General features: G+C 67.2%; 21 protein-coding genes and 1 pseudogene. 11 read left to right on the top strand and 11 right to left on the bottom strand.

What is annotated here, in order from left to right; all coding sequences use genetic code 11:
* The first annotated feature begins 59 nt into the window (after positions 1–59).
* Together LXE91_RS36860 and LXE91_RS36855 are read left to right on the top strand one after the other, a co-directional pair.
* A complete protein-coding gene (locus LXE91_RS36860) occupies positions 60–968 on the top strand; it encodes a DMT family transporter (RefSeq protein WP_039362608.1) in 909 nt (302 codons plus the stop codon).
* A 14-nt stretch (positions 969–982) separates the two neighbouring features.
* Positions 983–1942, top strand: a complete 960-nt coding sequence (locus LXE91_RS36855) for an ATP-binding protein (protein ID WP_407712015.1) — start codon at positions 983–985, stop codon at positions 1940–1942.
* 8 nt (positions 1943–1950) lie between these two features.
* Here the strand turns inward: LXE91_RS36855 and LXE91_RS36850 are convergent, their stop codons facing one another.
* The 6 genes and pseudogenes from LXE91_RS36850 to LXE91_RS36825 form a co-directional block, all read right to left on the bottom strand.
* Positions 1951–2817 carry a DUF2071 domain-containing protein gene (locus LXE91_RS36850; RefSeq protein ID WP_039362609.1) on the bottom strand — a complete coding sequence of 289 codons (867 nt, stop codon included), beginning with the start codon at positions 2815–2817 and terminating at the stop codon, positions 1951–1953.
* Positions 2818–2864: 47 nt separating this feature from the next.
* Entirely contained in the window at positions 2865–4472 is a 1608-nt protein-coding gene (locus LXE91_RS36845) for an efflux transporter outer membrane subunit (RefSeq protein ID WP_082139475.1), read from the bottom strand.
* Positions 4469–5543, bottom strand: a pseudogene (locus LXE91_RS36840) (HlyD family secretion protein). Before LXE91_RS36840 ends, LXE91_RS36845 begins: the two are co-directional and overlap by 4 nt.
* 12 nt (positions 5544–5555) lie before the next feature.
* Positions 5556–7136, bottom strand: coding sequence for an MFS transporter (locus LXE91_RS36835; protein WP_039362745.1), 1581 nt, complete (start codon positions 7134–7136; stop codon positions 5556–5558).
* A gap of 261 nt (positions 7137–7397) precedes the next feature.
* The gene (locus tag LXE91_RS36830; RefSeq protein WP_039362612.1) at positions 7398–7700 is read right to left on the bottom strand and encodes an ArsR/SmtB family transcription factor; all 303 of its coding nucleotides are present in this window, start codon (positions 7698–7700) and stop codon (positions 7398–7400) included.
* 13 nt (positions 7701–7713) lie between these two features.
* Entirely contained in the window at positions 7714–8916 is a 1203-nt protein-coding gene (locus LXE91_RS36825; protein ID WP_039362613.1) for an MFS transporter, read from the bottom strand.
* 144 nt (positions 8917–9060) lie between these two features.
* Here LXE91_RS36825 and LXE91_RS36820 point away from each other — a divergent pair, with 144 nt between their 5' ends.
* The 3 genes from LXE91_RS36820 to LXE91_RS36810 all read left to right on the top strand — a co-directional run bounded on the left by LXE91_RS36820 (position 9061) and on the right by LXE91_RS36810 (position 11374).
* Positions 9061–9972, top strand: coding sequence for a LysR family transcriptional regulator (locus LXE91_RS36820; protein ID WP_039362614.1), 912 nt, complete (start codon positions 9061–9063; stop codon positions 9970–9972).
* 174 nt (positions 9973–10146) lie between these two features.
* Positions 10147–10656 (top strand): DUF6088 family protein, encoded by a 510-nt coding sequence (locus LXE91_RS36815; protein ID WP_039362617.1) that lies wholly within the window; start codon positions 10147–10149, stop codon positions 10654–10656.
* Positions 10649–11374, top strand: a complete 726-nt coding sequence (locus LXE91_RS36810; protein ID WP_039362618.1) for a Fic/DOC family protein — start codon at positions 10649–10651, stop codon at positions 11372–11374. Before LXE91_RS36815 ends, LXE91_RS36810 begins: the two co-directional genes overlap by 8 nt.
* Before the next feature lie 133 nt (positions 11375–11507).
* Here the strand turns inward: LXE91_RS36810 and deoC are convergent, their stop codons facing one another.
* On the bottom strand, positions 11508–12188 hold the full coding sequence (gene deoC, locus LXE91_RS36805; RefSeq protein WP_039362620.1) for a deoxyribose-phosphate aldolase: 681 nt from the start codon (positions 12186–12188) through the stop codon (positions 11508–11510).
* A gap of 146 nt (positions 12189–12334) precedes the next feature.
* Between deoC and deoR the strand changes: the two genes are divergently transcribed.
* Positions 12335–13105: a DNA-binding transcriptional repressor DeoR gene (gene deoR / locus LXE91_RS36800; protein WP_039362621.1), complete on the top strand. Its 771-nt coding sequence runs from the start codon at positions 12335–12337 to the stop codon at positions 13103–13105.
* A gap of 22 nt (positions 13106–13127) precedes the next feature.
* On the opposite strand, the gene LXE91_RS36795 is transcribed toward deoR, so the two are convergent.
* The 3 genes from LXE91_RS36795 to rbsK are packed head-to-tail and all read right to left on the bottom strand — an operon-like array spanning position 13128 to position 16524.
* Entirely contained in the window at positions 13128–14180 is a 1053-nt protein-coding gene (locus tag LXE91_RS36795) for an aldose 1-epimerase family protein (protein ID WP_039362623.1), read from the bottom strand.
* 2 nt (positions 14181–14182) lie between these two features.
* Positions 14183–15556, bottom strand: a complete 1374-nt coding sequence (gene fucP, locus LXE91_RS36790) for an L-fucose:H+ symporter permease (RefSeq protein ID WP_039362625.1) — start codon at positions 15554–15556, stop codon at positions 14183–14185.
* Positions 15557–15597: 41 nt separating this feature from the next.
* Positions 15598–16524: a ribokinase gene (gene rbsK / locus LXE91_RS36785; protein ID WP_039362627.1), complete on the bottom strand. Its 927-nt coding sequence runs from the start codon at positions 16522–16524 to the stop codon at positions 15598–15600.
* Positions 16525–16849: 325 nt separating this feature from the next.
* On the opposite strand from rbsK, the gene LXE91_RS36780 reads away from it, so the two are divergent.
* The 3 genes from LXE91_RS36780 to LXE91_RS36770 all read left to right on the top strand — a co-directional run bounded on the left by LXE91_RS36780 (position 16850) and on the right by LXE91_RS36770 (position 19501).
* Positions 16850–17026 carry a hypothetical protein gene (locus LXE91_RS36780; RefSeq protein ID WP_157644916.1) on the top strand — a complete coding sequence of 59 codons (177 nt, stop codon included), beginning with the start codon at positions 16850–16852 and terminating at the stop codon, positions 17024–17026.
* Positions 17027–17366: 340 nt separating this feature from the next.
* Positions 17367–18044, top strand: coding sequence for a heavy metal response regulator transcription factor (locus tag LXE91_RS36775; protein ID WP_039362629.1), 678 nt, complete (start codon positions 17367–17369; stop codon positions 18042–18044).
* On the top strand, positions 18041–19501 hold the full coding sequence (locus LXE91_RS36770) for a heavy metal sensor histidine kinase (protein ID WP_039362631.1): 1461 nt from the start codon (positions 18041–18043) through the stop codon (positions 19499–19501). The genes LXE91_RS36775 and LXE91_RS36770 overlap by 4 nt, the downstream gene beginning before the upstream one ends.
* 231 nt (positions 19502–19732) lie before the next feature.
* On the opposite strand, the gene asnB is transcribed toward LXE91_RS36770, so the two are convergent.
* Positions 19733–21553 carry an asparagine synthase (glutamine-hydrolyzing) gene (gene asnB / locus LXE91_RS36765; RefSeq protein WP_046197074.1) on the bottom strand — a complete coding sequence of 607 codons (1821 nt, stop codon included), beginning with the start codon at positions 21551–21553 and terminating at the stop codon, positions 19733–19735.
* 532 nt (positions 21554–22085) lie between these two features.
* On the opposite strand from asnB, the gene LXE91_RS36760 reads away from it, so the two are divergent.
* Both LXE91_RS36760 and LXE91_RS36755 read left to right on the top strand, forming a co-directional pair.
* On the top strand, positions 22086–22337 hold the full coding sequence (locus LXE91_RS36760; RefSeq protein WP_039362633.1) for an AbrB/MazE/SpoVT family DNA-binding domain-containing protein: 252 nt from the start codon (positions 22086–22088) through the stop codon (positions 22335–22337).
* Positions 22331–22681: a type II toxin-antitoxin system ChpB family toxin gene (locus tag LXE91_RS36755; protein WP_039362634.1), complete on the top strand. Its 351-nt coding sequence runs from the start codon at positions 22331–22333 to the stop codon at positions 22679–22681. The genes LXE91_RS36760 and LXE91_RS36755 overlap by 7 nt, the downstream gene beginning before the upstream one ends.
* The last annotated feature ends 98 nt before the right edge of the window (positions 22682–22779 follow it).

Raw genomic sequence — 22779 nt, 5'->3', positions numbered from 1 at the left:
GCACGATGGCGTTCCGATCCACGCCAGACCCCTGTCAGGATATTAATCCGTCAAATGCGATGAACAAGTCTCCTTTTCTGTTTCCCTTCTGCGCGATCGCGCTGTGGGCCGGCAACGTGGTCGTGTCGAAGCTGTCGGCATCGACGATCGATCCGTCGGCGATCACCTTCTACCGGCTGCTGCTCGCCGTCGCGCTGATGAGCGTGTTCACGCTGCGCCCCGCGTGGCTCAATCGCGCGGCGCTCGCCGCGCATCTCCCGAAGCTCGCGGTGCTCGGCTTTCTCGCGATGGCGCTGTTCCAGAGCCTGTCCTACGAGGCCGCGAAGACGACCAGCGCGACCAACATGGCGATCATCACGGCGCTCGTGCCGCTGATGACGATGCTGCTCAGCTCGCTGCTGCTCGGCGATCCGCCGGGCGCAGGCATGGTCGGCGGCGGCGTGCTGTCGCTCGCGGGCGTCGTCTACCTGATCGCCGACGGGCATCCGACGACGATCGCCGCGCGCGGCGTGCACACGGGCGACCTGCTGATGCTGGCCGCGTCGGCCGCCTATGCGTTGTACGGCGTGCTGCTCAAGCGCTGGCGCATCGGTGCGCTGCCGGCGTGGCAGTCGACCTACGTGCAGGCGCTCGCCGCGCTCGTCTTCATGGTGCCGATGCTGCTGCGCTTGCCCGCGCAGGCGGCGTGGCCCACGCGTGCGAGCGTGCCGCTGATCCTGTATGCCGGCGTGCTGGCGTCGGTCGTGCTGCCGTATCTGTGGATGCAGGGCGTGCGGCTGCTCGGCCCGAGCCGTTGCGCGATGTACATGAACCTGCTGCCGGTGATGACGGCCGGCGGCGCGATCGTGCTGCTCGGTGAATCGCTGCGGCTGTATCACCTGATCGGCGGCGGTGTGGCGCTCGTCGGCGTGGCGATCGCGCAGCGGTTTCCGTTCCCGGCGAGCGCATCGCAAGGGGTGCGGCAATGAGCGGCGACCGCGACATGCAGAACCTGATGGCCGCGCTGCCGGACGCGCGCGCCTCCATGGAGGGGCCGGCGCTCGTGCATCAGCTCGAACGGATTGCCACTGCGCTCGAAGCGCTCGCGGGCACCGGCCAGCCGGCGCCCGTCGATTTCGACGCGGCCGTTGCATTCCGCTGGCGCGGCTTCGACGGCGGGCCGCGAGCGGCGCCGCTCGAACCGGTCGCGGCGCCCGCGCTCATCGCGTTCGATGCGCTGCGCAACGTCGAGCGGCAGGTGGCGATCGTCGAACGGAACACGCGGCAGTTCGTGCGCGGGTTCGCGGCGAATCATGTGCTGCTGACCGGCGCGCGCGGCACCGGCAAGTCGTCGATCGTGAAGGCGTGCCTGCATGCGTTTGCACCGTATGGGCTGCGGCTGATCGAGGTCGGCAAGGAACGGTTGGGCGATCTGCCGGCGATCGTCGAGCTGGTGCGTGCGCGGCCCGAACGATACATCGTGTTCTGCGACGACCTGTCGTTCGAGGCGGGCGAGACCGGTTACAAGGAACTGAAGACGGTGCTCGACGGCTCGGTCGCGAGCGACCTGTCGAACGTGCTCGTGTACGCGACGTCGAATCGCCGCCACCTGATGCCCGAGCAGGCGAGCGACAACGCGAACGTATCGCGCGCGGAGAACGGCGAGCTGCATCCGGGTGACGCGGTGGAGGAGAAGATTTCGTTGTCCGAGCGCTTCGGAATCCGGGTGACGTTCTACGGGTTCACGCAGGACGCGTATCTGGCTGTTGTCGAAAGCCGGCTTGGCGAGGCCGGGTTCGATGCGGAGCAGATTCGCGCGGCGCGCGAACCGGCGCTGCAGTGGGCGCTGGAACGCGGTGCGCGGTCGGGACGGATTGCCGTGCAGTTCGTGCGGGATTATGCGGGGCGGCTGGCGGAAGAAAGTGACGCGGATGAGAGCGCACGCGCGTTGCGAGCAAGCTGAGTGGGGCGTTACAACACCCGCTCCGACAACACCCGGAACGCGACGTCCGGCACGACGAAGCACATCGGCTCGCCGGTCGCGCCGATGCGCGCGAGGAACTCGCCGCCGCCAACGGGTTCGACCGGTTTCAGCGGCCGGACCGCGTCGATATCGATCGGCAGGTCGATCGACGCATGCGCGAGGCGGTCGCAGTCGGCGACATGCGCGACGGCCGCGTGCTGCAGCGACAGGTAGGCGACGGCGTCGCGCCAGCTTTCGAAGAACGGCGCGAACGCCGCAGGCAGCGTGTCGTCATCCGACATGGCCGCCGAGCAATGAAAATCGGGCGCGCTCCCGCTACCGCCCGACAGCCGCGTTCGATACCGTCCGTCCTGCACCGCATGCGTGAAGCGCTCGGCGAGATGCGACGGCAGCGCATCGCTGAAGAGCCGGCTGCCGAGCGCATAGAGCGGATGGTCGAACACGTTCTTGACGAACAGCACCGTGCGATCGGCCGGTACGCCACCCGGCAGCGCATCGACATAAAGCCGCCAGTTGCTCTGCAGCGGCGACGGGAACACGCGCCGCAGCGGGCCGGCGATGCGCGGGCCGAAATGGCGGTGCGCATAGGTGAGGATCGTGAACGGCGTGCGGCCGTCGCGGCTCGCGAGCGTGACGCCACGCGGCACCAGATGCGCGACGGCGGCGACATCGACGAGCCACGTGCAGTACACGACGTTCTCGACCTCGCTCGCGAGCTGCAGAAACGGCAGGCGCGACAGCAGCGCGCGGCGTGAGCGCAGCAGCGGGCGGCTCGCGACGAGCCGGTTGGCGAGGCGGCCGACGGGGCCGGTGGACGGGGAAACGAACGCGTTGTCATGGAGCATGAGCGGCATTGTGCCGGTGGCGCGGGGCGAGCGGAAGAGGCGAGGCCGCGCGTCGATCAGTCGGCTTCCCCTTTTCGGCTTCCCGTCTGCGCGATCGTGCCGTGGGCAGGCAACATCGTCGTATCCGCGCGCCCGGTGTTTGCCGCGGGCCCGAAGCGCGTCTCCCAGCCGCCGCCGAGCGCCTTGCACAGCGTGACGAGATGCATCGCCGCCTCGGCCTCGCTGGTCTCCTGCTGGCCTTGCGCGTCGAACAATTGGCGCTGGGCGTTGAGTACGTCGAGATAGTCGGCCGCACCGGACCGGTATTGTTGCTGCGCAATCGCGAGCGCGCGCTGGTTCAGCGTCACGATCGCGACGAGTCGATCGTGACGCTGCTGTTTGGCGTGATAGACCACCAGCGCATCGTCGACCTCGCGCCATGCTTCGAGCACGGTGCGCTGATAGACGATCGCGGCTTCCTGCTGCTGTGCCCGGCGCAGGTTCAGCATGCCGGTCAGGCGGCCGCCCTCGAAGATCGGCAGCGAGATCGACGGCCCGACCACGAACTGCCCTGACGCCCAACTGGCGAGACTCGACAGCTGGAGGCTCTGGAAACCGGCACTGCCGTTCAGCGTGATGCGCGGATAGAAGTCGGCCTGCGCCACGCCGATGGCGGCGGTCGCCGCATGCAGCTGCGCCTCGGCCTGACGAATGTCGGGCCGGCGTTGCGCCAGTTCGGACGGCAAGCCGATCGGCACGCTTGCCGGAAGCCCGGGCACCGCATGCGGTGCGTCGAGGATCGGATCCAGCGCGCCAGGCGGTTGCGCGAGCAGCACGCCGATTGCATTCGCGCGTGTCGCGCGACGCGATTCCAGCATCGGCAGCCGGCTCTCGATCGAGGCCACCTGCGCAGCCGCATTGGCCACGTCGAGGTCGGTCGTCACACCGTCCTTGCGGCGAATGCGGACGAGTTTCTCCAGGTCCCGCGCGATGGCGAGGTTCTGCCGGGCGATCCGCAACTGGGCCTGCGCGTCGCGCAGCTCGAGGTAGTCGCGTGCGAGTTCCGCGCGGGCCGACAGCAGGACCGCGTTGCGCGCTTCGTACGAGGCCTGGGTGAGCGCATCGGCCGCTTCGACGCCGCGCCGCACGCGCCCCCACAGGTCGAGTTCCCACGACGCATCGAAGCCGGCCTGGTAGAGGTTATAAGCCGGCGAGCCCGACGAGCCGGGCGCGGCGGCCACGCCGAACGGCGTATCGCCCGAGGCCGACTGCGTCGGTGCCGCGCTCGGCGTGACGCCGAGCAGCGACAGGATGCCGTTCTCGCTGCCGCGCTCGCGATCGTACGAGCCGGCCGCGGCGAGCGTCGGCAGCTCGGCCGCGCCGGCAACGCGCCGTTCGGCCCGGCTCTGCCGCAGCCGTGCCGACGCGGCCGCGACGTCGAGATTGGCGTCGGCCAGGCGCTGTTCGAGCGTATTCAGCACGGGGTCGTCGAACAGGGTCCACCAGTCGGCGTCGAAGGCGGCGTCGACGGGCTGGCTGGGGGCTTGCAGGGTTTGCGTGCGTGCAAACACGGGCGGTACCGTGCTGGCCGGCGCCTCGAAGTTCGGCCCCATGGTGCAGGCCGTCAGCGCGGCGCCGGCGATGAGCGCAAGCGTCGCCGCGCGCAGGATGCGAATGGGGTTCATCGTTGCGCCTCCTGCCGGGTCGCGGTCTCGCGATGCGCGCCGGTGTCGACGCTCGCTTCGACGGACAGGCCCACGCTCAGCGCTGCGGCCTGCTCGTGCGGCCCGTCGATGGCGATCTTGACCGGCACGCGCTGGACGACCTTCGTGAAATTGCCGGTGGCGTTGTCGGGAGCGATCGGCGCGAAGCTCACGCCGGTGGCCGGCGCGAGGCTCGTGACATGGCCCGCGATGCTGACGCCCGGCAGGCTGTCGACGCGGATGCGCACGCGGTCGCCCGGATGCATCGCGCCGATCTGGTTTTCCTGGAAATTCGCGATCACGTACGCATCGGCGAGCGGCACGATCGCGAGCAGCGGCGCGCCGGGCGTGACGAAGGCGCCGACCCGTGCGGTGCGGCGGCCCACCTTGCCGTCGACGGGCGCGCGGACTTCCGTGTACGACAGGTTCAGCTTCGCCTGGTCGAGCGCGGCCTCGGCGCGGGCCAGTGCGCCGTTTGCCGGTCGCGCCGGGCGCGCAGCACGGCGAGGTTCTGGCTGATCGACGCGAGCGCGGCCGCGTCGCCGGCACGTTTCGCCAACTGCCCGGCCAGCGTGCTGGCCGCGCGTTGCTGCTCCTGCGCGGTGCCGGCGCCGTTGTCGGCCGGTCGCGGTAGCGGGCGTCGTTGGCCTGCGAGAACTGCACGGCCGCATCGTCGGCGCGCAGCGCGGCGCGCGCCTGGTCGACGAGCGCCGGCTGGCGGGCGATCTCGGCGTCGTCGTTGGCCACCGCCGCGCGGGCGGCTTCCACGTCGGCCTGCGCGCTCGTCAGCGCGGCGCGAAAATCTCGGTCGTCGATGCGCAGCAGCAACTGGCCGGCCCGCACGTGCTGGTTGTCGTCGACGAGGACTTCGACGAGCGGCCCGGCGACGCGCGGGGCGACGAGGGTGAAGTCGGCCGCGATGTACGCGTCGTCGGTCGTTTCGGTATACGAATCGATGAAGCGATGCGTGCCGGCGCAAGCTGCGACGCCGACGGCGATCACGAGCGCGGCGGCGGCAAGCGCCTTGTGCTTGGGGGAGATGGCGGATGACATGGCGATCGTCTCTCAGTGCGAGGAAGGAGGTTGCGGGGCCCACGGCGGTGCGATCCGCACCGGGAGCAACGGTACGAGCAACAGCAGGGCGAACGCGACACCGGCGGCCAGCCGGTACAGGTCGGCCGAGGCCAGCACCAGCGCCTGCTCGTGCAGCCGGTGTGCGAGCGGGGCGAGGCCGGTTGTGTTGTCGACCACGGCCCCGGCGCTCAACTGCGCCCGGTTGCCGAGCTGATCCACCAGCCGGCTCGAATGCAGGTGTTCGCGGGCTGTGCCCCATGTTTCGAGCAGGCCGGTGGCCAGCGCTGCCGAAAAGGTTTTCAGGGAATTGAACATGGCCGATGCGAACGGCCCTTCGGCGGGCGGCAGGCCGGTGGTGACGCCCATCAGGATCGGCAGGATCAGCATCGGTTGCGCGACGATCTGGATCGACTGGAGCCAGTAGAAGTCGTCGCGGATCCACTCGGTCGTGATCCGGCTGCCCGCGACGCAGGTGAGCGCCATCAGCAGGCAGCCGGTGGCCAGCACCCAGCGCGAATCGACCCACCGCAAGTTCAGGAGCGCAGCCGTCAGCGGCAGGCTGAGCAGCAGCGGCACGGCGACCAGCAGCGACAGCGGCGCGGTCTGCAGCGGCCGGTAGCCGTGCACGCCGGCGAGATGGTGGCCCGGTATCGAGGCCACCGCGGTCAGCAGCATCACCGCGCCGGCCAGCGTGAGCAGTCCATGCGTGAAGTTGCGGCGCGCCAGCAGTTGCAGCCGGAAGAACGGCAGCGGATGAAACCATTCGTTGACGAGGAAGGCGGCGAGCAGGGTCAGGCCGCCTGCCGTGAGTGCGCGGATCGTCGCCGACTCGAAGCCGTCGAGCCGGTCGGCCTGCAGCAGCGCGACGACGAGCATCGCCACGGCGGGGAATCCTGTAAGGAATCCGGACCAGTTGAACGCGCGTAACCGTTCGGGTTTCGGTGTATCGGCGGGCAGGCCGTAGCCGATCGCCGCGCAGCAAGCGATGCCGAGCGGCACGATTTGCCAGAACACCATGCGCCAGTCGGCGAACTCGGTCCACAGCGCGGCGAGCGGCGTGCCGAGCGCAGGCCCGAAGGTCGCGGTCATCGCATAGCCTGCGAGCCCGTACAGCTTCGCTTTCGGTGGCAGGTAGCGAAGCGCCGCGATGATGAGCATCGGCGGCAGGCAACCGCCGGCGATGCCCTGCATGACGCGCAGCACGGTCAGCGCGGCGACGCCCGGCGCGAACGGGCACAACACGCCGAGCATCAGCGTCGCCAGCACCGCGCCGATCGTGAAGCGCTTCAGCGTGAAGGTGACGCCGAACCACGGCGCGAACACCATGGTCGCGACGTTGGCCGCCTCGAACAGCGCGGTCAGCCAGCTGCCGTCGTCGTGTCCGATGGAGAGCGCGCCACGGATGTCGGCCATCGCCGCGGCAGTGACCTGTTCGTTGAGGATGGCCAGCAAGGACGCGAGCAGCATGCCGGCCAGGCCGGTTGCAAGGCGAGGCGTCAGGATGGGCGGCGCGGCGGCGCTGGCCTGGGCCGGAGGCGCCGTGGCGATGGCCGGCAAGGAGACGGTATTCATGATGTCGAGTGTTTCGAATGGGTTCGGATGGCTCGGGGTCTGGCGGGAGGCGATCACGAAATCGCCACCGTGAAAGCACGATACATCCTTCAGGATTTGCCGATAATTGGTCTGATTCGGGAATCATCCTCTCGGAAATCGGGAGGAGACTCGCGTAAAAAAACGCCGACGGATTCCCGTACGGCGTGTGTGTCTCTCGATGAAAAAAGGGCAGCCGGATAGATGCCGGGGCGTGGCGAAACGGCGGCCCGGTGCCGCGGGTCAGAGTTCGGTGACGATGCTGGCGATGAACGCGTCGATGGCTATTTCGTCGCGGGCGACGAAGCGCCACTGACCGATCGTCGTCGCCACGATCAAGCCGGCCTCGCGCATCACGGCGATGTGCGCCGACACGGTCGATTGCGACAACCCGCTGCGTACCACGATCGACGAGAGCGGCACGCCGTGTTGCGAGCGGAGTCGTGCGGCGTCCGGTAACAACGTATCGGGCGACTTGAGCCAGCGCAGGACATCCCGCCGGAACGGATGCGCCAGCGCCTTGTGAGCGAGGTCGACGTCGATCATGGCGCGCGCCGGCTCAGCGCCGCCCCACGCAGCGATGCACGAGCGCGGCGGCGAGCCCGGCCGCGATACCGAACGCGACCACGCCGTGCCAGCCGAAGCGGGCCATCAGCGCGCCGCTGACGGTTGCACCGAGTGCGCCGCCGACGAAGGTCGCGGTCATGTAGAGGCTGTTGATGCGGCCCTGTGCCTTCGGATCCGCGGCGAACGCGCGTGTCTGGTTCGCGACCAGGCCGGCCTGCACACCGATGTCGAGCACCACCACGCCGATCACGAGCAGCGCGAGCGAGCTGCCGGCGCCGGCGAGAATCAGGTAGGACACCGTCACGATCGCGATGCCCAGGCCGATCACGCGGCGCGTGCCGATCCGGTCCGACGCCCGGCCGCCGATCGTGGCGGCCAGCGCGCCTGCCGCGCCGATGAGGCCGAAGCCGCCGGCCCACGCGCTGCCGAGGTGCCACGGGCCGTCGGCCAGCAGCGCCGCGAGATTGACCCAGAACGCATTGAATGCGGCCCACAGCAGCGCCTGCACGACCATCGATTCGCGGATCGGACGATGCGTGCGCGCCAGCGTCCACAGCGACGCGAGCAACCGGCCATACGACAGCGTAGTGCTCGGCACGCCGCGCGGCAGCAGCCACGCGGCGGCGATCCCCACCGGCACCATCGCGGCGGCTTCGACCGCATACACCGCACGCCACCCGGCGTGCGCGGCGATCAGGCCGCTGACCGCGCGGCCCAGCAGGATACCGACCATGATGCCGGTGACGACCGTACCGACGTTGCGCCCGCGTTCATTGGGTGCGGACATCACGGCCGCGAACGGCACCAGTTGCTGCGGCACGCAGCTGACCACGCCGAGCGAGAACGCGGCACCGATCAGCGCCCATACGCCCGGTGCGAGCGCGGACGCCACCGCGAACGCGAAGGCCAGCACGATCTGGCCCAGCACCAGCTTGCGCCGGTCGTAGCGATCGCCGAGCGGCAGCAGCAGCGCCAGCCCGGTCGCGAAGCCGAGCAGCGCCGCGCCGGCCACGAGGTCGGCCGTCGCCGGGGCGACGTGCAGGTCTTGCGCAATCAGCGGCAGGATCGGCTGCGTGCAATAGATGTTGGTCACGACCGCGCCGGCGATGGCGGCCATCGCGACGATCTTGCCGCGCGACGCGGTGGCGGGCGACGCGATGGGCGGCATGCCCGATGCGACAGGGAATTCGTTCATGGCAGGCTCCTTTTTCATGGCGATCGGCCGCCGCAGACAACGGAATCGGCCGGCGACGACGAGGTGAAAGAAGCGTACTGCCTTGCACTGGGAAAGATAATCCACCAGAATCTGGAATCATCTTTCCGAAATTCGAGAGGCAATATGAACCGCCTGGAGTCGATGTCCATGCTGGTCGCGGTGATCGATGCCGGCAGCATGTCGGCCGCCGCGCGCCAGCTCGGCGTTCCGCTGGCGACCGTAAGCCGCAAGATCGCGGATCTCGAGGCCTACCTGAATACGCGGCTGTTGCATCGCACGACGCGGCAACTGTCGCTGACCGAGGCCGGCGAATCGTATGTCGCCGGTTGCCGGCGCATCCTCGACGACATCGCGGAAACCGAGCGTGCCGCCACCGGCGAATATGCGGCGCCACGCGGCGAGCTGATCGTCACCGCGCCGATCGTGTTCGGGCGTCTGCATATCGTGCCGGTGCTGGCTGCGTTCCTCGCCCACTATCCCGAGATCGACGTGCGGCTGGTGCTGACCGATCGCGTCACGCACCTGATGGAAGAGCAGATCGACGTCGCGCTGCGGATTGGCGAGTTGCCCGACAGCAGCTTCATGGCGACCCGCGTCGGCAGCGTGCGCCGCGTGATCTGCGCAAGCCCGGCGTATCTGGCGGCGCATGGCACACCCGCCGAACCGGCCGATCTGGCGCGGCATCAATGCATCACGTTCGAGGTGCTGGCGTCGCGGCGCGCGTGGGTGTTCGACGGCGAGAAGGGCGAGCTGACGGTGCCGGTGCATTCGCGCTTCGCGGTGAATACGGCCGAGGCGGCCATCGATGCCGCGGTGCTCGGTGTCGGGCTGATTCGCGTGCTGTCGTATCAGGTTGCGCAGGCGCTGCGCGATCGCACGCTGGACGTGGTGCTCGACGCGTTCGAATCGCAGCCGCTGCCGGTCAGCCTGGTGCACAAGGGGCAGGCGCCGATGCCGCTGAAGCTGCGCGCGTTTCTCGATTTCGTGGCGCCGCGGTTGCGCGAACGGATCGCGGGGGTGGGGGCGGGCGGTTGAACGAGCGGTAATGGTCATGGGTGTCACGGCCTCCGGGGAATCGGGCACCGGCATGGTGTCTAAATCGGCTAACGTCCGACAAGATTGACTGCCACGGCCGTACCCGGCCGGCATAGGGAAGTGTGGTAAGTGGTTGTCATGCAAGAGAAAAATGACTGATTTATAATAAACCACATGAAGATTCGAGAACGTATCCTGCAATCGCTTCGCCCCCGACGCGACGGCGTGCTGTTGCGTGCGGACGTCAATTCGCTGGGCAGCGCCAGCCAGGTGTCGACCGCCTTGCGGGAACTGTGCCGTACGGGCCTGCTCGAGCGTCTGGCGCGGGGTGTCTACGCCCGCCCGGAGAAGGTCGCATCCCTCGGGCGCGCGGCATTGCTCGCGCGTGCCCAGGCGCGGATGAGGCAGCGGCAGAGTGCCGCCCAAGGGCGCCCGCGCCGCCGGAGCCGAACCACCCCCACGGCTCGTCACGTGAAGGCGCTCGCCCGCGAAGCCGGTGTGCAGTATGTGCCGACATTCGGAGATCACTGGGCCGCTGCCGTCACGCGTCTGGCCGGTGATGAAGTCAACAGCGATGCGACCGACGACCTACTGGTGGCGCTGACCCGCGCGGGCAAGCTCTCCCCGAGCGACTTGGTCCGGTTAGTCATGGCGCATCACCGTGGGCTCAAGACTCATGTTTGACCCGTTCGGCGACTTCGCCACGGCGGGGAATCTGCGCAACACGGCCGCGGAAAAAGACCTGACCTTGGTCAAGGTGGCCGAGCATGCGCTGTTCCGTGCCCAGTTGCCGCAGGCGCTGACCTTTCTCGCCCGGTGCCCCCGTATCGGCTACGACGACTTCCTCGCTGTCCACCGCATTCTCTTCGGTGGACTCTACCCATGGGCGGGTACCGACCGCGTCGAACTTATCCCCGATAAAGCCATCACCAAGGGTGACGTGTACTTTTGCCACCCGCGCGACTGCCGTCGGGCGATCGAGGACGGCTTGGCACGCGCGCAGGAGCGCGGCCAGATGGCCGACCGGCCCGGCCTGATCATGGGCCTGTTCGCTTACGGTCATCCTTTCCTCGATGGCAATGGCCGCACCATGCTGCTTGTCCATGCCGAGCTGTGCAGGCGTGCCGGTATGTCAGTGGACTGGACCCGTACCCGAAAGGACGATTACCTGCGCGCTCTGACCCGCGAGATCGAAGATCCCAACGGGGGGCATCTGGATGCTTATCTGGTGCCCTTTATCGGCGCGGTCATTCCTCGCGAACATTGGGAGGCATCCGTGGCGGCATTGCCAGGACTGGACGGCGCCGACATCCCGGACGATACCGCGGCGGGGTATGCCGACCCGGCCGTTGCCGAGGGCTACGCGGCATTCGAGCGCAAGCGCGACTATCCGCTTCCCTGATCCCGCGTTGATCGTGGGTCGGCGACTGTCGGATACCGGCGACAAAGCCGGTATCAACGATCGCGGAGTTCGCGTCCGACCGCTGATTGTCCAGCCAGGTCGACATGCGGGCGGCCGTTGGTGGCCCGTGCCGTCAGTACCCCGCCGCGCCACCCCCCTGATCCGTCACGATCGCCACCCCCGAGCTCGTGCCGAGCCGCGTCGCGCCGGCCTCGATCATCGCCAGCGCGGCCGCGCGGTCGCGCACGCCGCCCGATGCCTTCACGCCGAGCACGGGGCCGACCGTACGGCGCATCAGCGCGACATCCGCGAGCGTCGCGCCGCCGTGGCCGAACCCGGTCGACGTCTTCACGAACGCGACGCCGAGATCGCGGCACATCTCGCACACGCGCACCTTCTCGTCGTCGGTCAGCAGCCCCGTTTCGAGGATCACCTTGAGCGGCACCGTGCCGCATGCGCGGTGCACGGCGTCGATGTCGGCCTTCACGTCGTCGGCGCGGCCGCTCTTCAGCGCGCCGATGTTGATCACCATGTCGATCTCGCCGGCGCCCGCGGCGATCGCGGCGGTGGCTTCAAATGCCTTGGCGGCCGACAGCCCGGCACCGAGCGGAAAGCCGACTACCGCACAGACGAGCACGCCGGTATCGGCCAGCTCGCGCGCGGCGAGCGGCACGTTCGCCGAATTCACGCAGACCGAGTAAAAGCGATGCTCGGCCGCCTGGCGGCAGAGTTCGCGGATCTGCGCGTCGCTCGCGTCGGGCGCGAGCAGCGTGTGATCGATGGTTTGAGCGAGTTGGGCGTTGGAAAGCGGCATGTTTCAGGACTCCACGGAGCGTGTGCGGGAAGGGCACACGTAAAGTTGATGTTTTCACATCGGTTTGTTACAAATACGACATTCCGGCCGGGCCCGCGCGCCCGGCACGACGAGCGACGGTTGCGGCGGGCACGCAGGATACTGGCATGGAAACGAAGAAAGGCGAACGGATCAAGACACTGATGAACGTGCTGCAAGGGCAGAACGCGATTCATCTGAAGGAAGTGGCCGAGCTGTTCGGTGTATCCGAAATGACGATCCGCCGCGATCTCGCGGACAATCCGCACGGCCTCAGCCTGATCGGCGGCTACGTGACGCGCCACTTCGCCGCGCAGCGCAGCGACATCGGCGAGTACGTGGTCAGCACCGAGAACGACCGGCAGACGGAGGAGAAGCGCCGCATCGGCAAGCTGGCCGCGCAGTTCGTGACGACCGGCGACACGATCTTCGTCGACTGCGGCTCGACCACGCCGTTCGTCGTCGACTTCATTCCGGACGACCTCGAATTCACCGCCGTCTGCAATTCGCTGAACGTGTTCGCGAAGCTGCAGCAGAAGCCGCATTGCAGCGTGATCCTGTGCGGCGGCGCGTACCACCGCAAGAACATGGTGTTCGAATCGGTGGCCGAAACGGGCATCCTCGATACGGTGCGCGTGTCGAAGGCGTTCATCTCCGCCGCCGGAGTGAGCGACCGCTGCGGCGTGACCTGCTTCAACTTCCACGAAGTCGACGCGAAGAAGAAGGTGATGGCGCGTGCGCAGAACCGCTTCCTGCTCGTCGACCACACGAAGTTCGACGAAGTGCGCGCGGCCTATTTCGCCGAGCTGACCGACTTCAACTACGTGATCTCGGACGGACAACTGAGCCGCCGCTACGAAACCGCGATTCGCGAGCACGGGATCGCGCTCGTGACCTGACGCCGCGCGGCCGCGCACCGCTTCACGCATCGCGGGCTTCCGCCGCGCTCAGGTAGCCGGTGACGACTTCGAAGCGGCGCGTCGCACCGGGCGCGAGCGCCGCCACGTGGCCCTTGCGGCGTTCGGCTTCATACCCCTCCGGTTCGCAGGTCGACGGCAGCGCGAATGCGGCGACCTGCTGGTCCGCGTTGTGCAGGATCCAGCGCGTCGCATGCGGAAATTGCTCGGGACGGTACGCGATGTGGAATGCGCCGCCATCCGGATGTTCGAGCAGGAAATGCGCGACGCCGTCCGCATCCGTTTCCGCGCCGTTCATGAAGAACACGATCTCCGGGTCGTACAGCGCAGGCGCATCGAGCGTGTGAAGCCGTTCCGGTGCGTGCGCGAGCGTGGCCGTGTAGTCGCGCCACGCGGCGGTCGGCCTGACGTGCGCGGGCACGCTGTCGCGCAACCGCAACCCGCCTCGAGGCAACGCTTGCACGAAGCGACCGCCCGGCACGTACGCGTAGTTCAGGTGCGCCATGTACATCAGGTCCATCGACGTGCCGCCGAGATTCGTCACGTCCATCGCGATCGTCATCTGCGCGTCGTGCTCGGCGAGCCGTACCGACGGGCGCGCCACATAATGGCTGCCGAATCCCTGCACGTATTCGTATTCGCCGGTCACTTCGACGAACGCGCCGCGCGCATCCGTGCCGACCACGACGCTTGCGCGATCCATCGGCGCGCACGGCATCTCGCCGTGCAGCGCATGCGTGTCGTCCGGCCCCGGGCAGCCGTTGCGCAGCAGCCCGCTGTGGAACATGAAGCAGCCGTACGTATCGATGATCGATGTCGCGCGCTTCGGCTGCCGGAACATGTGCTTCATCGTCAGGTCGCGGCCGTCGAACGCGGCGGCCCAGATCATCTGGCCGAGATACGGCAGCACGACGAGGTGGCCGCGATGGTTCTCGAGCTTCAGCGCCTCGACACCGGACGGATACGCGAACGCGGTGACGGTGAGGCCGTCGGTGCGGTACAGCGTGCGCGGCGTGTCGCGGAAGTCGTCGCGCCGCAGTTCGATTTCGCCTCGCATGCTCAAGCCCCCGACGTGTTGCGCGTGGCGGTGTAGCGCGCAGGCGCGTTGCCGTCGGCGGCTGCGTCGGGCGTCGCGGCCGGCAGGTGGCGCAGGCAGTAGAAGCCGTAGTAGACGATCACGACGAAGCACGCGAGCGGCACGACGAACGCGAGCTGCATGTTGCCGCCCGTGTGATCGGAGATCAGCCCCTGGATCAGCGGCACGACCGCGCCGCCGACGATGCTCATCACGAGGATCGAGCCGCCATATTCGGTGTCCTTGCCGAGCCCGTCGATCGTGAGGCCGTAGATCGTCGGCCAGCACGGGCCGAGGAACACGCTCACGCCCACGGCCGCGTAGACGGCCGTGATGTCGTGCACGCTGATCGTGTATGCGAGCAGCGCGATGCACAGGATGCCGTAGACGATCAGCACCTTGGCCGGGCCGACGCGCTTCATCACGAGCGTGGCGATCAGCTTGCCGACGAAGAACGCGAAGAACGTGGCAAGCAGGTAGCGCGACGCGCCGCGCTCGGTGAGGCCGCCGATCTGCATCGCGAGCCGGATCGTGAAGCTCCACACGCCGACCTGCGCACCGACATACAGGAACTGCGCGACGACGCCCGCGACGAAGCGCCGGTTGCCGAACAGGCGCGCGAGCGTGCCGCGCGCGTCGATCCGGTGCGTGGCCACGCTCGGGCCGTTGCCCTTGCAGGCCGGGTAGGGCGTGAGCGCGAACACGATGAACACGGCGGCGAGCACGACGATCAGCCACTTGTACGGCTCGAGCGTGGCCTGGATCATCGCGAGCTGGTGCACGTGCGCGTCGGCCGCCGACATCGCGGCGAGCTGCGCATGCGATGCATCGCCCTCCTTGAAGATCAGGAAGCTGCCCATGTACACGCCGGCCATCGCGCCGAACGGATAGAACGTCTGCGAGATGTTCAGCCGCCGCGTGCTGGTGTCGCGCGGGCCCATCAGCGTCGAATACGAATTCGATGCGGTTTCGAGAAACGACAGGCCGGCCGCGATCACGAACAGCGCGATGAGGAACATCCCGTACTTCGCCATCGACGCGGCCGGGAAGAAAAGCAGGCAGCCGGTCGTGTAGAGCAGCAGGCCGACCAGGATCGTTGTCTTGTAGCTGAACTTCTTCACGACGGTCGCGGCCGGAATCGCGAGGAAGAAGTAGCCGAGATAGAACGCGGACTGCACGAATGCCGATTCGAAATCGGACAGGAAGAATGACTTCTTGAATTGCGCGATCAGCACGTCGTTCAGGTTCGCGGCGGTGCCCCACAGCGCGAACAGGCAGCACAGCAGCGTAAACGCGAAGAGTGGGGTGCGGTTCAGGTAATAGCCGTCGGGGGTATGTTCGATTCTGGCTCGGCCCATGGGTGTCTCCTTCCCGGTTGTCTCGTCGATGAAGGCGCCGGTCAGAAGCCGGCGTCGCGGAGGAAGCGTTCGAACGTCGCGGTGTCGGCGTACGATTTCTGCGTGCCGAGGCCCGTGACCGAATGCGCGGCATACGCGGACGCGTAACGCATCGCGTCGAGTGCGTCGCGCGACGCGGCATAGCAGCGCGCGAAGCAGCCGATGTACGCGTCGCCGGCGCCCGTCGTGTCGCGCGCGTCGACCGGTACGCCCGGCACGTGCCGCACGCCGTCGCGCGATACCAGCAGCGAACCGTTGCTGCCGAGCGTGACGAGCACGTGCTTGAGCCCGCGCGCGACCAGCGCTTCGGCGGCGCGGGTGGCGCTCTCGCGCGAATCGACCGGCATGCCCGACACGATCGCGAGCTCGGTTTCGTTCGGCACGAAGAATTCGACGGTGCGGATCCGCTCGAAATCGAGATCGGCCACCGCAGGCGCGGGGTTCAGCAGCACGGGAATGCCATGCCGCGCACCGAATGCGATCGCGTGATAGACGGTGTCGAGCTCGATCTCGAGCTGCAGCACGATCAGCGCGCATTCGGCGAGCTGCGGCGCGGCCGCGTCGATGTCGTCCGGCGTCAGGTGGCGGTTCGCGCCCTTGACGATCAGGATGCTGTTGCTCGAATCGGGTTCGACGAAGATCGGCGCGACGCCGCTCGGCACGCCGGCCACCTTGCGCACGTGGGTGGTGTCGATGCCTTCGCGCTCGAAGTTGCGGATCGTGTTGTCGGCGAAGACGTCGTCGCCGACCTTCGTGACCATCACGACGCGCGCGCCGAGGCGGGCGGCCGCGACGGCCTGGTTCGCCCCCTTGCCGCCGCAGCCGAGCTCGAAGTTCGGCGCTTCGAGCGTTTCGCCCCGGGCGGGCATGCGTGCGACATAGGTCACGAGGTCGACCATGTTGCTGCCGATGACGGCGATTGTCTCCATCTGCGTCTCTTCCTTGGTATGGGGTGCGCCGCTCGGGTGGACGGCGGCGGCGTGCGAATGATGGTAATAAAATAACATAAAATGTGAAAATGCAATCTTGTGATGTTATTGGGGTCACTTTCTGTCAGGGGCGCGGCTGCGTCGGCATGTGGTTTGGTGCGGCCGGATGCAACCCCTGTCCGGCCAGGCCTCACGTTCGGCGCAGTTGCAATGCGCTCGTCCGGGGCCGTGATGGAACCGCCTGACGAGGCGTGAGCATTGCTCGATCGGCGCAGCGTGCGACGCCAGGCTGCCGAATCCGTCAAACGTCGCGTTCATCAACTCGATGGAAGGGGAAACGGCGCGGATCGCTCCGCATTTGCGGGCCCGTCGGTTTTTCGATCGGACCGTATTCGACGACGCGGCAACATCGGCTTTCTTCGATGACCTCGTGACGTTCGTCGCGAACTGGATTCTCATGGAATACAAAGGAATCCAAACGGAAGCCGACTGGGATTTCTGACGCGCGGGTTCGCGCCGGCTGGTTCCAAACAACGGCAGCAGCGGCTCGGGAAGACGCCTTCGCCTTCGTTTGCGTACGCGTTCACGACACGCCCGATGTGCGGACATCGTCGTCCCGGTCGTCCTCCGTTCCCGGCGTCCGCACCGCATCAGCATCCGCCGGGCTGCCCGCCTCTACCGATCGGCGTCACCAATGGGGTTCTGGGTTCGCAACCGCACGCCACGCTAACGGCCCGATTACCGTTTTGTAATCCACCGCGTTCCCGCTTGCACCGTGCAGTGCGCCGTCGGCGTTTCCCGGTAACATCGCCGCATGTCACCACGACCGCGACGGAACCGCCATGCGCATCCTGATAGTTGAAGACGAGCCGAAGACGGGCGCGTACCTGAAGAAGGGCCTCGAAGAATCGGGGTTCAGCGTCGATCTCGCGAAGGACGGCGGCGAAGGGCTGACGCTCGCGCAGGAAGAGCGCTACGACGTGATCGTGCTCGACGTGATGCTGCCGGTGCTCGACGGCTGGGGCGTGCTGAAGCGGCTGCGCGACACGCATACGACGCCGGTGCTGTTCCTGACCGCGCGCGACGACGTGCGGGACCGCGTGCACGGCCTCGAGCTCGGCGCCGACGATTACCTGGTGAAGCCGTTCGCGTTCGTCGAGCTGCTCGCCCGCATCCGCACGCTCGCGCGGCGCGGGCCGCCGCGCGAAACCGAGCATCTCGCGGTGGGCGACCTCGAAATCGACGTCGTGCGCCGCCGTGTGAAGCGCGGCGCCACGCGGATCGACCTGACGCCGCGGGAATTCTCGCTGCTGCAGCTGCTCGCACGCCGGCAGGGCGAGGTGCTGAGCCGCACGCAGATCGCGTCCTACGTGTGGGACATGAATTTCGACAGCGATACCAACGTCGTCGAAGTCGCGATCCGGCGCCTGCGCGCGAAGATCGACGACGCGTTCCCGGTGAAGCTGATCCACACGGTGCGCGGCGTCGGCTACGTGCTCGAACCCAAGGACGACGCATGACGCGGCCGCGCTCGCTTGCCGCGACGCTTGCGCTCGCCATCGCCGGGACCACGCTGGCCGCGTTCGCGCTCGTCGGCGTGTACGTGTACGCGAGCCTCGAGCGACAGGTCAATACGCAGGACGACCTCGACATCGTGCTCGCCGCGCGCCATACGCGCCGGCTCGCGGGCGAGCTCGAATCACTCGACGCGGTGCGCGCGCATACGGAGCGGCTCACGAGCCAGGTGCTCGGCAACGAGGCGCTGTCGATGGGCGTCACCGACGGGCAGGGCGACATGCTGGTGCGCCACAACGTCACGCTCGCCGCGCTCGACGACGCGCGGCCGGCCGCGTCGGTGCCGCTGGCCGACGCGCAGCTGTTTGCGCCGAATGCGACGCCGATACCCGCGAACGACCGGATCACGGCGGATCAACTCGTCACATGGACCGCGGCGGGCGGCACGCCGATGCGCGGCGTCGTGATCGAGGCCTTGCTTGGCGACCGCACGCCGATTCACATCGCGATCGCACGCAACATGCGCGACCGGGCCGCGCTGCTCGACAGTTATCGCGACCGGCTTAAGCTTGCCGGCGGCCTCGGCGCGTTGTTCGCGCTGCTGCTCGGCTATGGGCTGATCCGCACGGCACTCGAGCCGCTGCGCGAGATCGTCGACAACACCGGCCGGATCACGGTCGACAAGCTCGACACGCGCCTCGACGCGTCGCGCGCGCCGCGCGAGCTGCGGGCGCTCGTCGACGCGCAGAATGCGATGCTCGGCCGCCTGCAGCAGGCGTTCTCGCATCTGTCGCAATTCAGCGCGGATCTCGCGCACGATCTGCGTACGCCGCTGAACAACATGCGCGGCGCAACCGAAGTCGCGCTCGCCCGGCCGCGTTCGGTCGACGAGTACCAGACGCTGCTCGAATCGAATCTCGAGGAATACGACCGGCTCGCGCGGATGATCGAGAACGTGCTGTTCCTCGCGCGCGCCGAGCATCCGAGCTTCGTCACGCGGCAGCGCGCGTTCGACGTGCGCGACGAACTCGAACGCATCGCCGAGTATTTCGAGGGGCTCGCCGACGAAGCGGGCTCGATGCTGCGCGTCGACGGGCAAGGGCGGCTGACCGCCGACGTCGAGCTGTTTCGCCGCGCGATCGGCAACCTGCTCGCGAACGCGCTGCGGTATACACCGGCCGGCGGTGTCATCACGCTCGCCGTCGACGAAACACCGGATGCGGTGCGCGTCGTCGTCGCCAATCCCGGCGAGCCGATCGATCCCGCGCTGTTGCCGCGGATCTTCGACCGGTTCGTGCGCGGCGACCCGGCGCGCAGCGGCGGTGCGCCGGGCGGCACGGCCGGGCTCGGCCTCGCGATCGTGCGATCGGTGATGGAGCTGCACGGCGGCACCGCGCAGGTCGAAAGCGATGCGCGCGGCACGCGGTTCGTGCTCACGTTCAACCGGCCGCCGGCAGCGTGACGGCGGGTTCGGGCCGCGCGGCCGCTGCGTGTGCCTGCGTGCCGGTGTTTCATTCCGCGTCTGCGCTCGCGCTCGCCTGCCAGCCGCCCAACGCTTACAGCAACCCGGCCAGGCTGGGATGGCGGGCGCGTTGAACGCCGCTTCGAAGCCTACCGGTTCGCAAGCGCTGGTCAGGTTCGATACAAAGATCGAGATGCTCCTTCTCGGGCATCACGCAAAACAAGGCTCGCCTCATGGCATGCTCACGCCGTGAACCCGCGACCAGTGCGCCAACGAGCACGCCCGAAACATGACGGCGCGCTCTTGCTCATTCAGCGGGGATGGATCGGCGCAGCGGCGCTGCAGTCGGGGTACGTCGAGCAAGCCGGCGATGCGGTCGGCGTCCGTAGCCAGTATTTCGCGGGTGTGCTGGCGCAATGACTCGCCGTTGCCTTGATCCTTGGGTAAGGCCGACTTCCTGCGCAGGCGCACGGCTTCCGGCAATGCACCGCGCGACGCTTCACGCAACATGGCTTTCTCCACGCCATCACGTAGCGCCAGCTCGGCCGGAATGGTGGCAGCCAGGTCCAGAACTTCGGTATCGCTGAAGGGGACGCGCGCTTCCAGTCCATGTGCCATGCCATGGATATCGCCGTTATGCAACAGCCGCTGCAACCAACGATGGCGCACCAGCCATTGCGTGGCGCGCAAACGTGAGGCGGGCGTATGCCAATCGTGTCCGGCTGCGATCGCGAGTTGGCGATAGACCTCGCCGTAGTGTTGCAACGGTTGCTCCAGCAAGCCCTGCCGTAGATAGGGATCGGCGGTCAAGCGTTGCAGGATATGGGTCGGATCGCGGGTGGCGTGCGGGTCGAGCAGAAAGTGATAACCATAGTGCGTTTCATCGGCGGCATCGCCCACCAATACCGCCTTGAGGCGCGTGCTGGCGGCGCGCGCCAAATAGTGTTGCGCCAGCTCCTGTTCCCACGCAGGCAGTGCATCGTTTTGCGTGGCCAATTGCAGCATATCCTGGGCGAGTGCGGAGCGCGTGGGTACGACGTCTTCGCGTGGCAGGCCCAATTCATTGGCGGCCTGTTCGGCGAAAGGTTGATCATCGGAAGCCACGATCAGTGAACGCGTGTAGTCGTAGCGATGGTGATCTTCGAAGCGAATGGTGAAGCAGGGCGGTGTCGCACCTGCCGCTCGCGCCAGGCCGCCTATCAGCGTGGAGTCGAGGCCACCGCTGAAAAACAGGCCGACCGGTGTATCGGCGATCAAGCTACGCTGGACAGCTGCGGACAGCCGCTCGCGCAGCGCGTGGGCGATATCGTCCGCCCTGGCGGCCGGGTTTTCGGCAATCTCCGGCGCCCAGCGCGACAGCTGCAAGCCATCGCGATCCAGGCGCAGCAGATGCCCGGGCGGCAGGTAGGCCATGCCGTCGAACATCGGTTGCGCCACGCCGCTGAAGAACGGCGCCACCAGGTATTCCAGCACGGCGTCGATATTCGCACGCGGCGCTTGCATCGCAGGCAGCAGTCCTTTGGCCTCGGAGGCAAACAGGAATTCCGCCCCCTGTTGCAGGTAAACGAACGGCTTGACGCCCAGCCGGTCGCGCGCGGCAAAGGCTCGTTGACGATGGGTGTCCCACACCAGGAACGCGAACATGCCGTTGAAGCGCCGAAGACACGCTTCGCCCCATACCGCATACGCGGCGAGCACCACCTCGGTATCGGTGTTCGTGCGGAACAACCAGCGCGCGCTCAGTTCGTGGCGAAGCTCAGCGTAGTTGTAGATCTCGCCGTTGTAGACCAGCACGTAACGATGGTCGGCGCTGCACATCGGCTGCGCGCCATGCTCGGCGTCGAGTAAAGCCAAACGGTCGTGAGCCAGCACGGCGTGTTGGTCATGCCACAAGCCGCGGTCATCTGGCCCACGATGCCGTTGTCGCTCGCGCATGGCGAGCACCCGCTCGACCTGCGCCGGCGCTTGGCCGTCATGGCGAATCAGCCCTGCCAAGCCGCACATCAGACGGTCACGCCAAGTTGAACGGGAGCGAGCAACAGCGTGGTCCATCGCTGTTGTCGTTCGAAGTTTCTGTTAACAGTCACCACAGATACTGCAAATGGGAGCACTCGTGGTAGTGCCGTCAGCAAAGGCTGGGAGAGACGTTCTTTTCGTGTCTGCATGCGTTGCGCTCATGCAAAAAATGGAGGATGTATGCGCGAAGATTCTGCTGGTGCGCGTTCAAGCGCTTGCAATGTCAGATTGGGTTCATGCGCGAGGTAATGGGGAAAGCTACTCGTCACAAGAGCATAGCGCCAACGGCCTGCCGGTGCTCAGTGGAGTGGCATGCACATCTCGATCATGTTGCGCCCTACGTCGATGTCTCGCAGCGAGACATGCGCGAAGCGATTGCCGCGATCGACCTTGGGGAGTGAGGGTGCCGCTTGGCGATTTGGGCCTCAACTTACGAGTGCTCGGGGCTGATAACTGTACGGTTGGCAGCACCGTGCCTTCGCTCCTGTCGGTATCTTCAATGTAGATACAGGGTGCTTGCCTTTTGATCTGCGGGTATCTACAATGGATCTACATTTGGAGTGATGATATGGAACTCAAAATTCAGAAGTGGGGCAACAGCGCCGCAGTCCGGCTTCCGGCCGTGTTGCTTGAGCAAATCGACGCGTCGGTAGGTAGCTCGCTGAACGCCGATGTGCGCCCCGATGGTGTGTTGCTTTCGCCAGCCCGGCGCAAGTATTCACTGGATGAACTGATTGCGCAGTGCGATCCGAAGGCCCCGGAACCCGCCGACCTTGCCGCGTGGGGCGAATCCAAGCCGGTGGGGCATGAAGCATGGTGAGGCGCGTCAAGTTCGAGAGGGGCGATATTGTGCGCGTTAGCCTGAACCCGACCGTGGGCAAGGAGCAACAAGGGGATTTTCGCCCCGCGCTCGTTTTGTCGCCTGCTGCGTTCAATGCGCTTGGCGTGGCGCTCGTCGCGCCGATTACGCAGGGCGGCGAATTCGCGCGATACGCGGGATTCGCTGTGCCCCTCTCGGGTTCGGGCACTGAAACGCAGGGCGTGGCTCTTGTGAACATGGTTCGCACGCTCGATCTTCAGGCGCGTGGCGCACGTAAGGTCGAGCGCGCTCCGTCCGAAGTGATCGAAGATGCGCTCGCGCGTCTTCAGACCATTCTCGAATAAAGGAAAACGGGAGCATAGGTATGCCGTTGTGAGGTGACGTCAACGAGCCGTATTACCGACGTGCAGCCTTTCGTCCGCCGATCGACGAGTTGGAATGG

This window comes from Burkholderia contaminans, assembly GCF_029633825.1.
GTDB lineage: Bacteria > Pseudomonadota > Gammaproteobacteria > Burkholderiales > Burkholderiaceae > Burkholderia > Burkholderia contaminans.
This window is presented reverse-complemented; position numbering and strand designations above follow the sequence as displayed.

Bases quoted from the DNA above. Each gene is read 5' to 3' on its own strand.
- LXE91_RS36860 (WP_039362608.1), top strand. From the start codon at position 60: ATGAACAAGTCTCCTTTTCTGTTTCCCTTCTGCGCGATCGCGCTGTGG.
- LXE91_RS36855 (WP_407712015.1), top strand. From the start codon at position 983: ATGCAGAACCTGATGGCCGCGCTGCCGGACGCGCGCGCCTCCATGGAG.
- LXE91_RS36850 (WP_039362609.1), bottom strand. From the start codon at position 2,817: ATGCCGCTCATGCTCCATGACAACGCGTTCGTTTCCCCGTCCACCGGC.
- LXE91_RS36845 (WP_082139475.1), bottom strand. From the start codon at position 4,472: ATGAACCCCATTCGCATCCTGCGCGCGGCGACGCTTGCGCTCATCGCC.
- LXE91_RS36835 (WP_039362745.1), bottom strand. From the start codon at position 7,136: ATGAATACCGTCTCCTTGCCGGCCATCGCCACGGCGCCTCCGGCCCAG.
- LXE91_RS36830 (WP_039362612.1), bottom strand. From the start codon at position 7,700: ATGATCGACGTCGACCTCGCTCACAAGGCGCTGGCGCATCCGTTCCGG.
- LXE91_RS36825 (WP_039362613.1), bottom strand. From the start codon at position 8,916: ATGAACGAATTCCCTGTCGCATCGGGCATGCCGCCCATCGCGTCGCCC.
- LXE91_RS36820 (WP_039362614.1), top strand. From the start codon at position 9,061: ATGAACCGCCTGGAGTCGATGTCCATGCTGGTCGCGGTGATCGATGCC.
- LXE91_RS36815 (WP_039362617.1), top strand. From the start codon at position 10,147: ATGAAGATTCGAGAACGTATCCTGCAATCGCTTCGCCCCCGACGCGAC.
- LXE91_RS36810 (WP_039362618.1), top strand. From the start codon at position 10,649: ATGTTTGACCCGTTCGGCGACTTCGCCACGGCGGGGAATCTGCGCAAC.
- deoC (WP_039362620.1), bottom strand. From the start codon at position 12,188: ATGCCGCTTTCCAACGCCCAACTCGCTCAAACCATCGATCACACGCTG.
- deoR (WP_039362621.1), top strand. From the start codon at position 12,335: ATGGAAACGAAGAAAGGCGAACGGATCAAGACACTGATGAACGTGCTG.
- LXE91_RS36795 (WP_039362623.1), bottom strand. From the start codon at position 14,180: ATGCGAGGCGAAATCGAACTGCGGCGCGACGACTTCCGCGACACGCCG.
- fucP (WP_039362625.1), bottom strand. From the start codon at position 15,556: ATGGGCCGAGCCAGAATCGAACATACCCCCGACGGCTATTACCTGAAC.
- rbsK (WP_039362627.1), bottom strand. From the start codon at position 16,524: ATGGAGACAATCGCCGTCATCGGCAGCAACATGGTCGACCTCGTGACC.
- LXE91_RS36780 (WP_157644916.1), top strand. From the start codon at position 16,850: ATGGAAGGGGAAACGGCGCGGATCGCTCCGCATTTGCGGGCCCGTCGG.
- LXE91_RS36775 (WP_039362629.1), top strand. From the start codon at position 17,367: ATGCGCATCCTGATAGTTGAAGACGAGCCGAAGACGGGCGCGTACCTG.
- LXE91_RS36770 (WP_039362631.1), top strand. From the start codon at position 18,041: ATGACGCGGCCGCGCTCGCTTGCCGCGACGCTTGCGCTCGCCATCGCC.
- asnB (WP_046197074.1), bottom strand. From the start codon at position 21,553: ATGGACCACGCTGTTGCTCGCTCCCGTTCAACTTGGCGTGACCGTCTG.
- LXE91_RS36760 (WP_039362633.1), top strand. From the start codon at position 22,086: ATGGAACTCAAAATTCAGAAGTGGGGCAACAGCGCCGCAGTCCGGCTT.
- LXE91_RS36755 (WP_039362634.1), top strand. From the start codon at position 22,331: ATGGTGAGGCGCGTCAAGTTCGAGAGGGGCGATATTGTGCGCGTTAGC.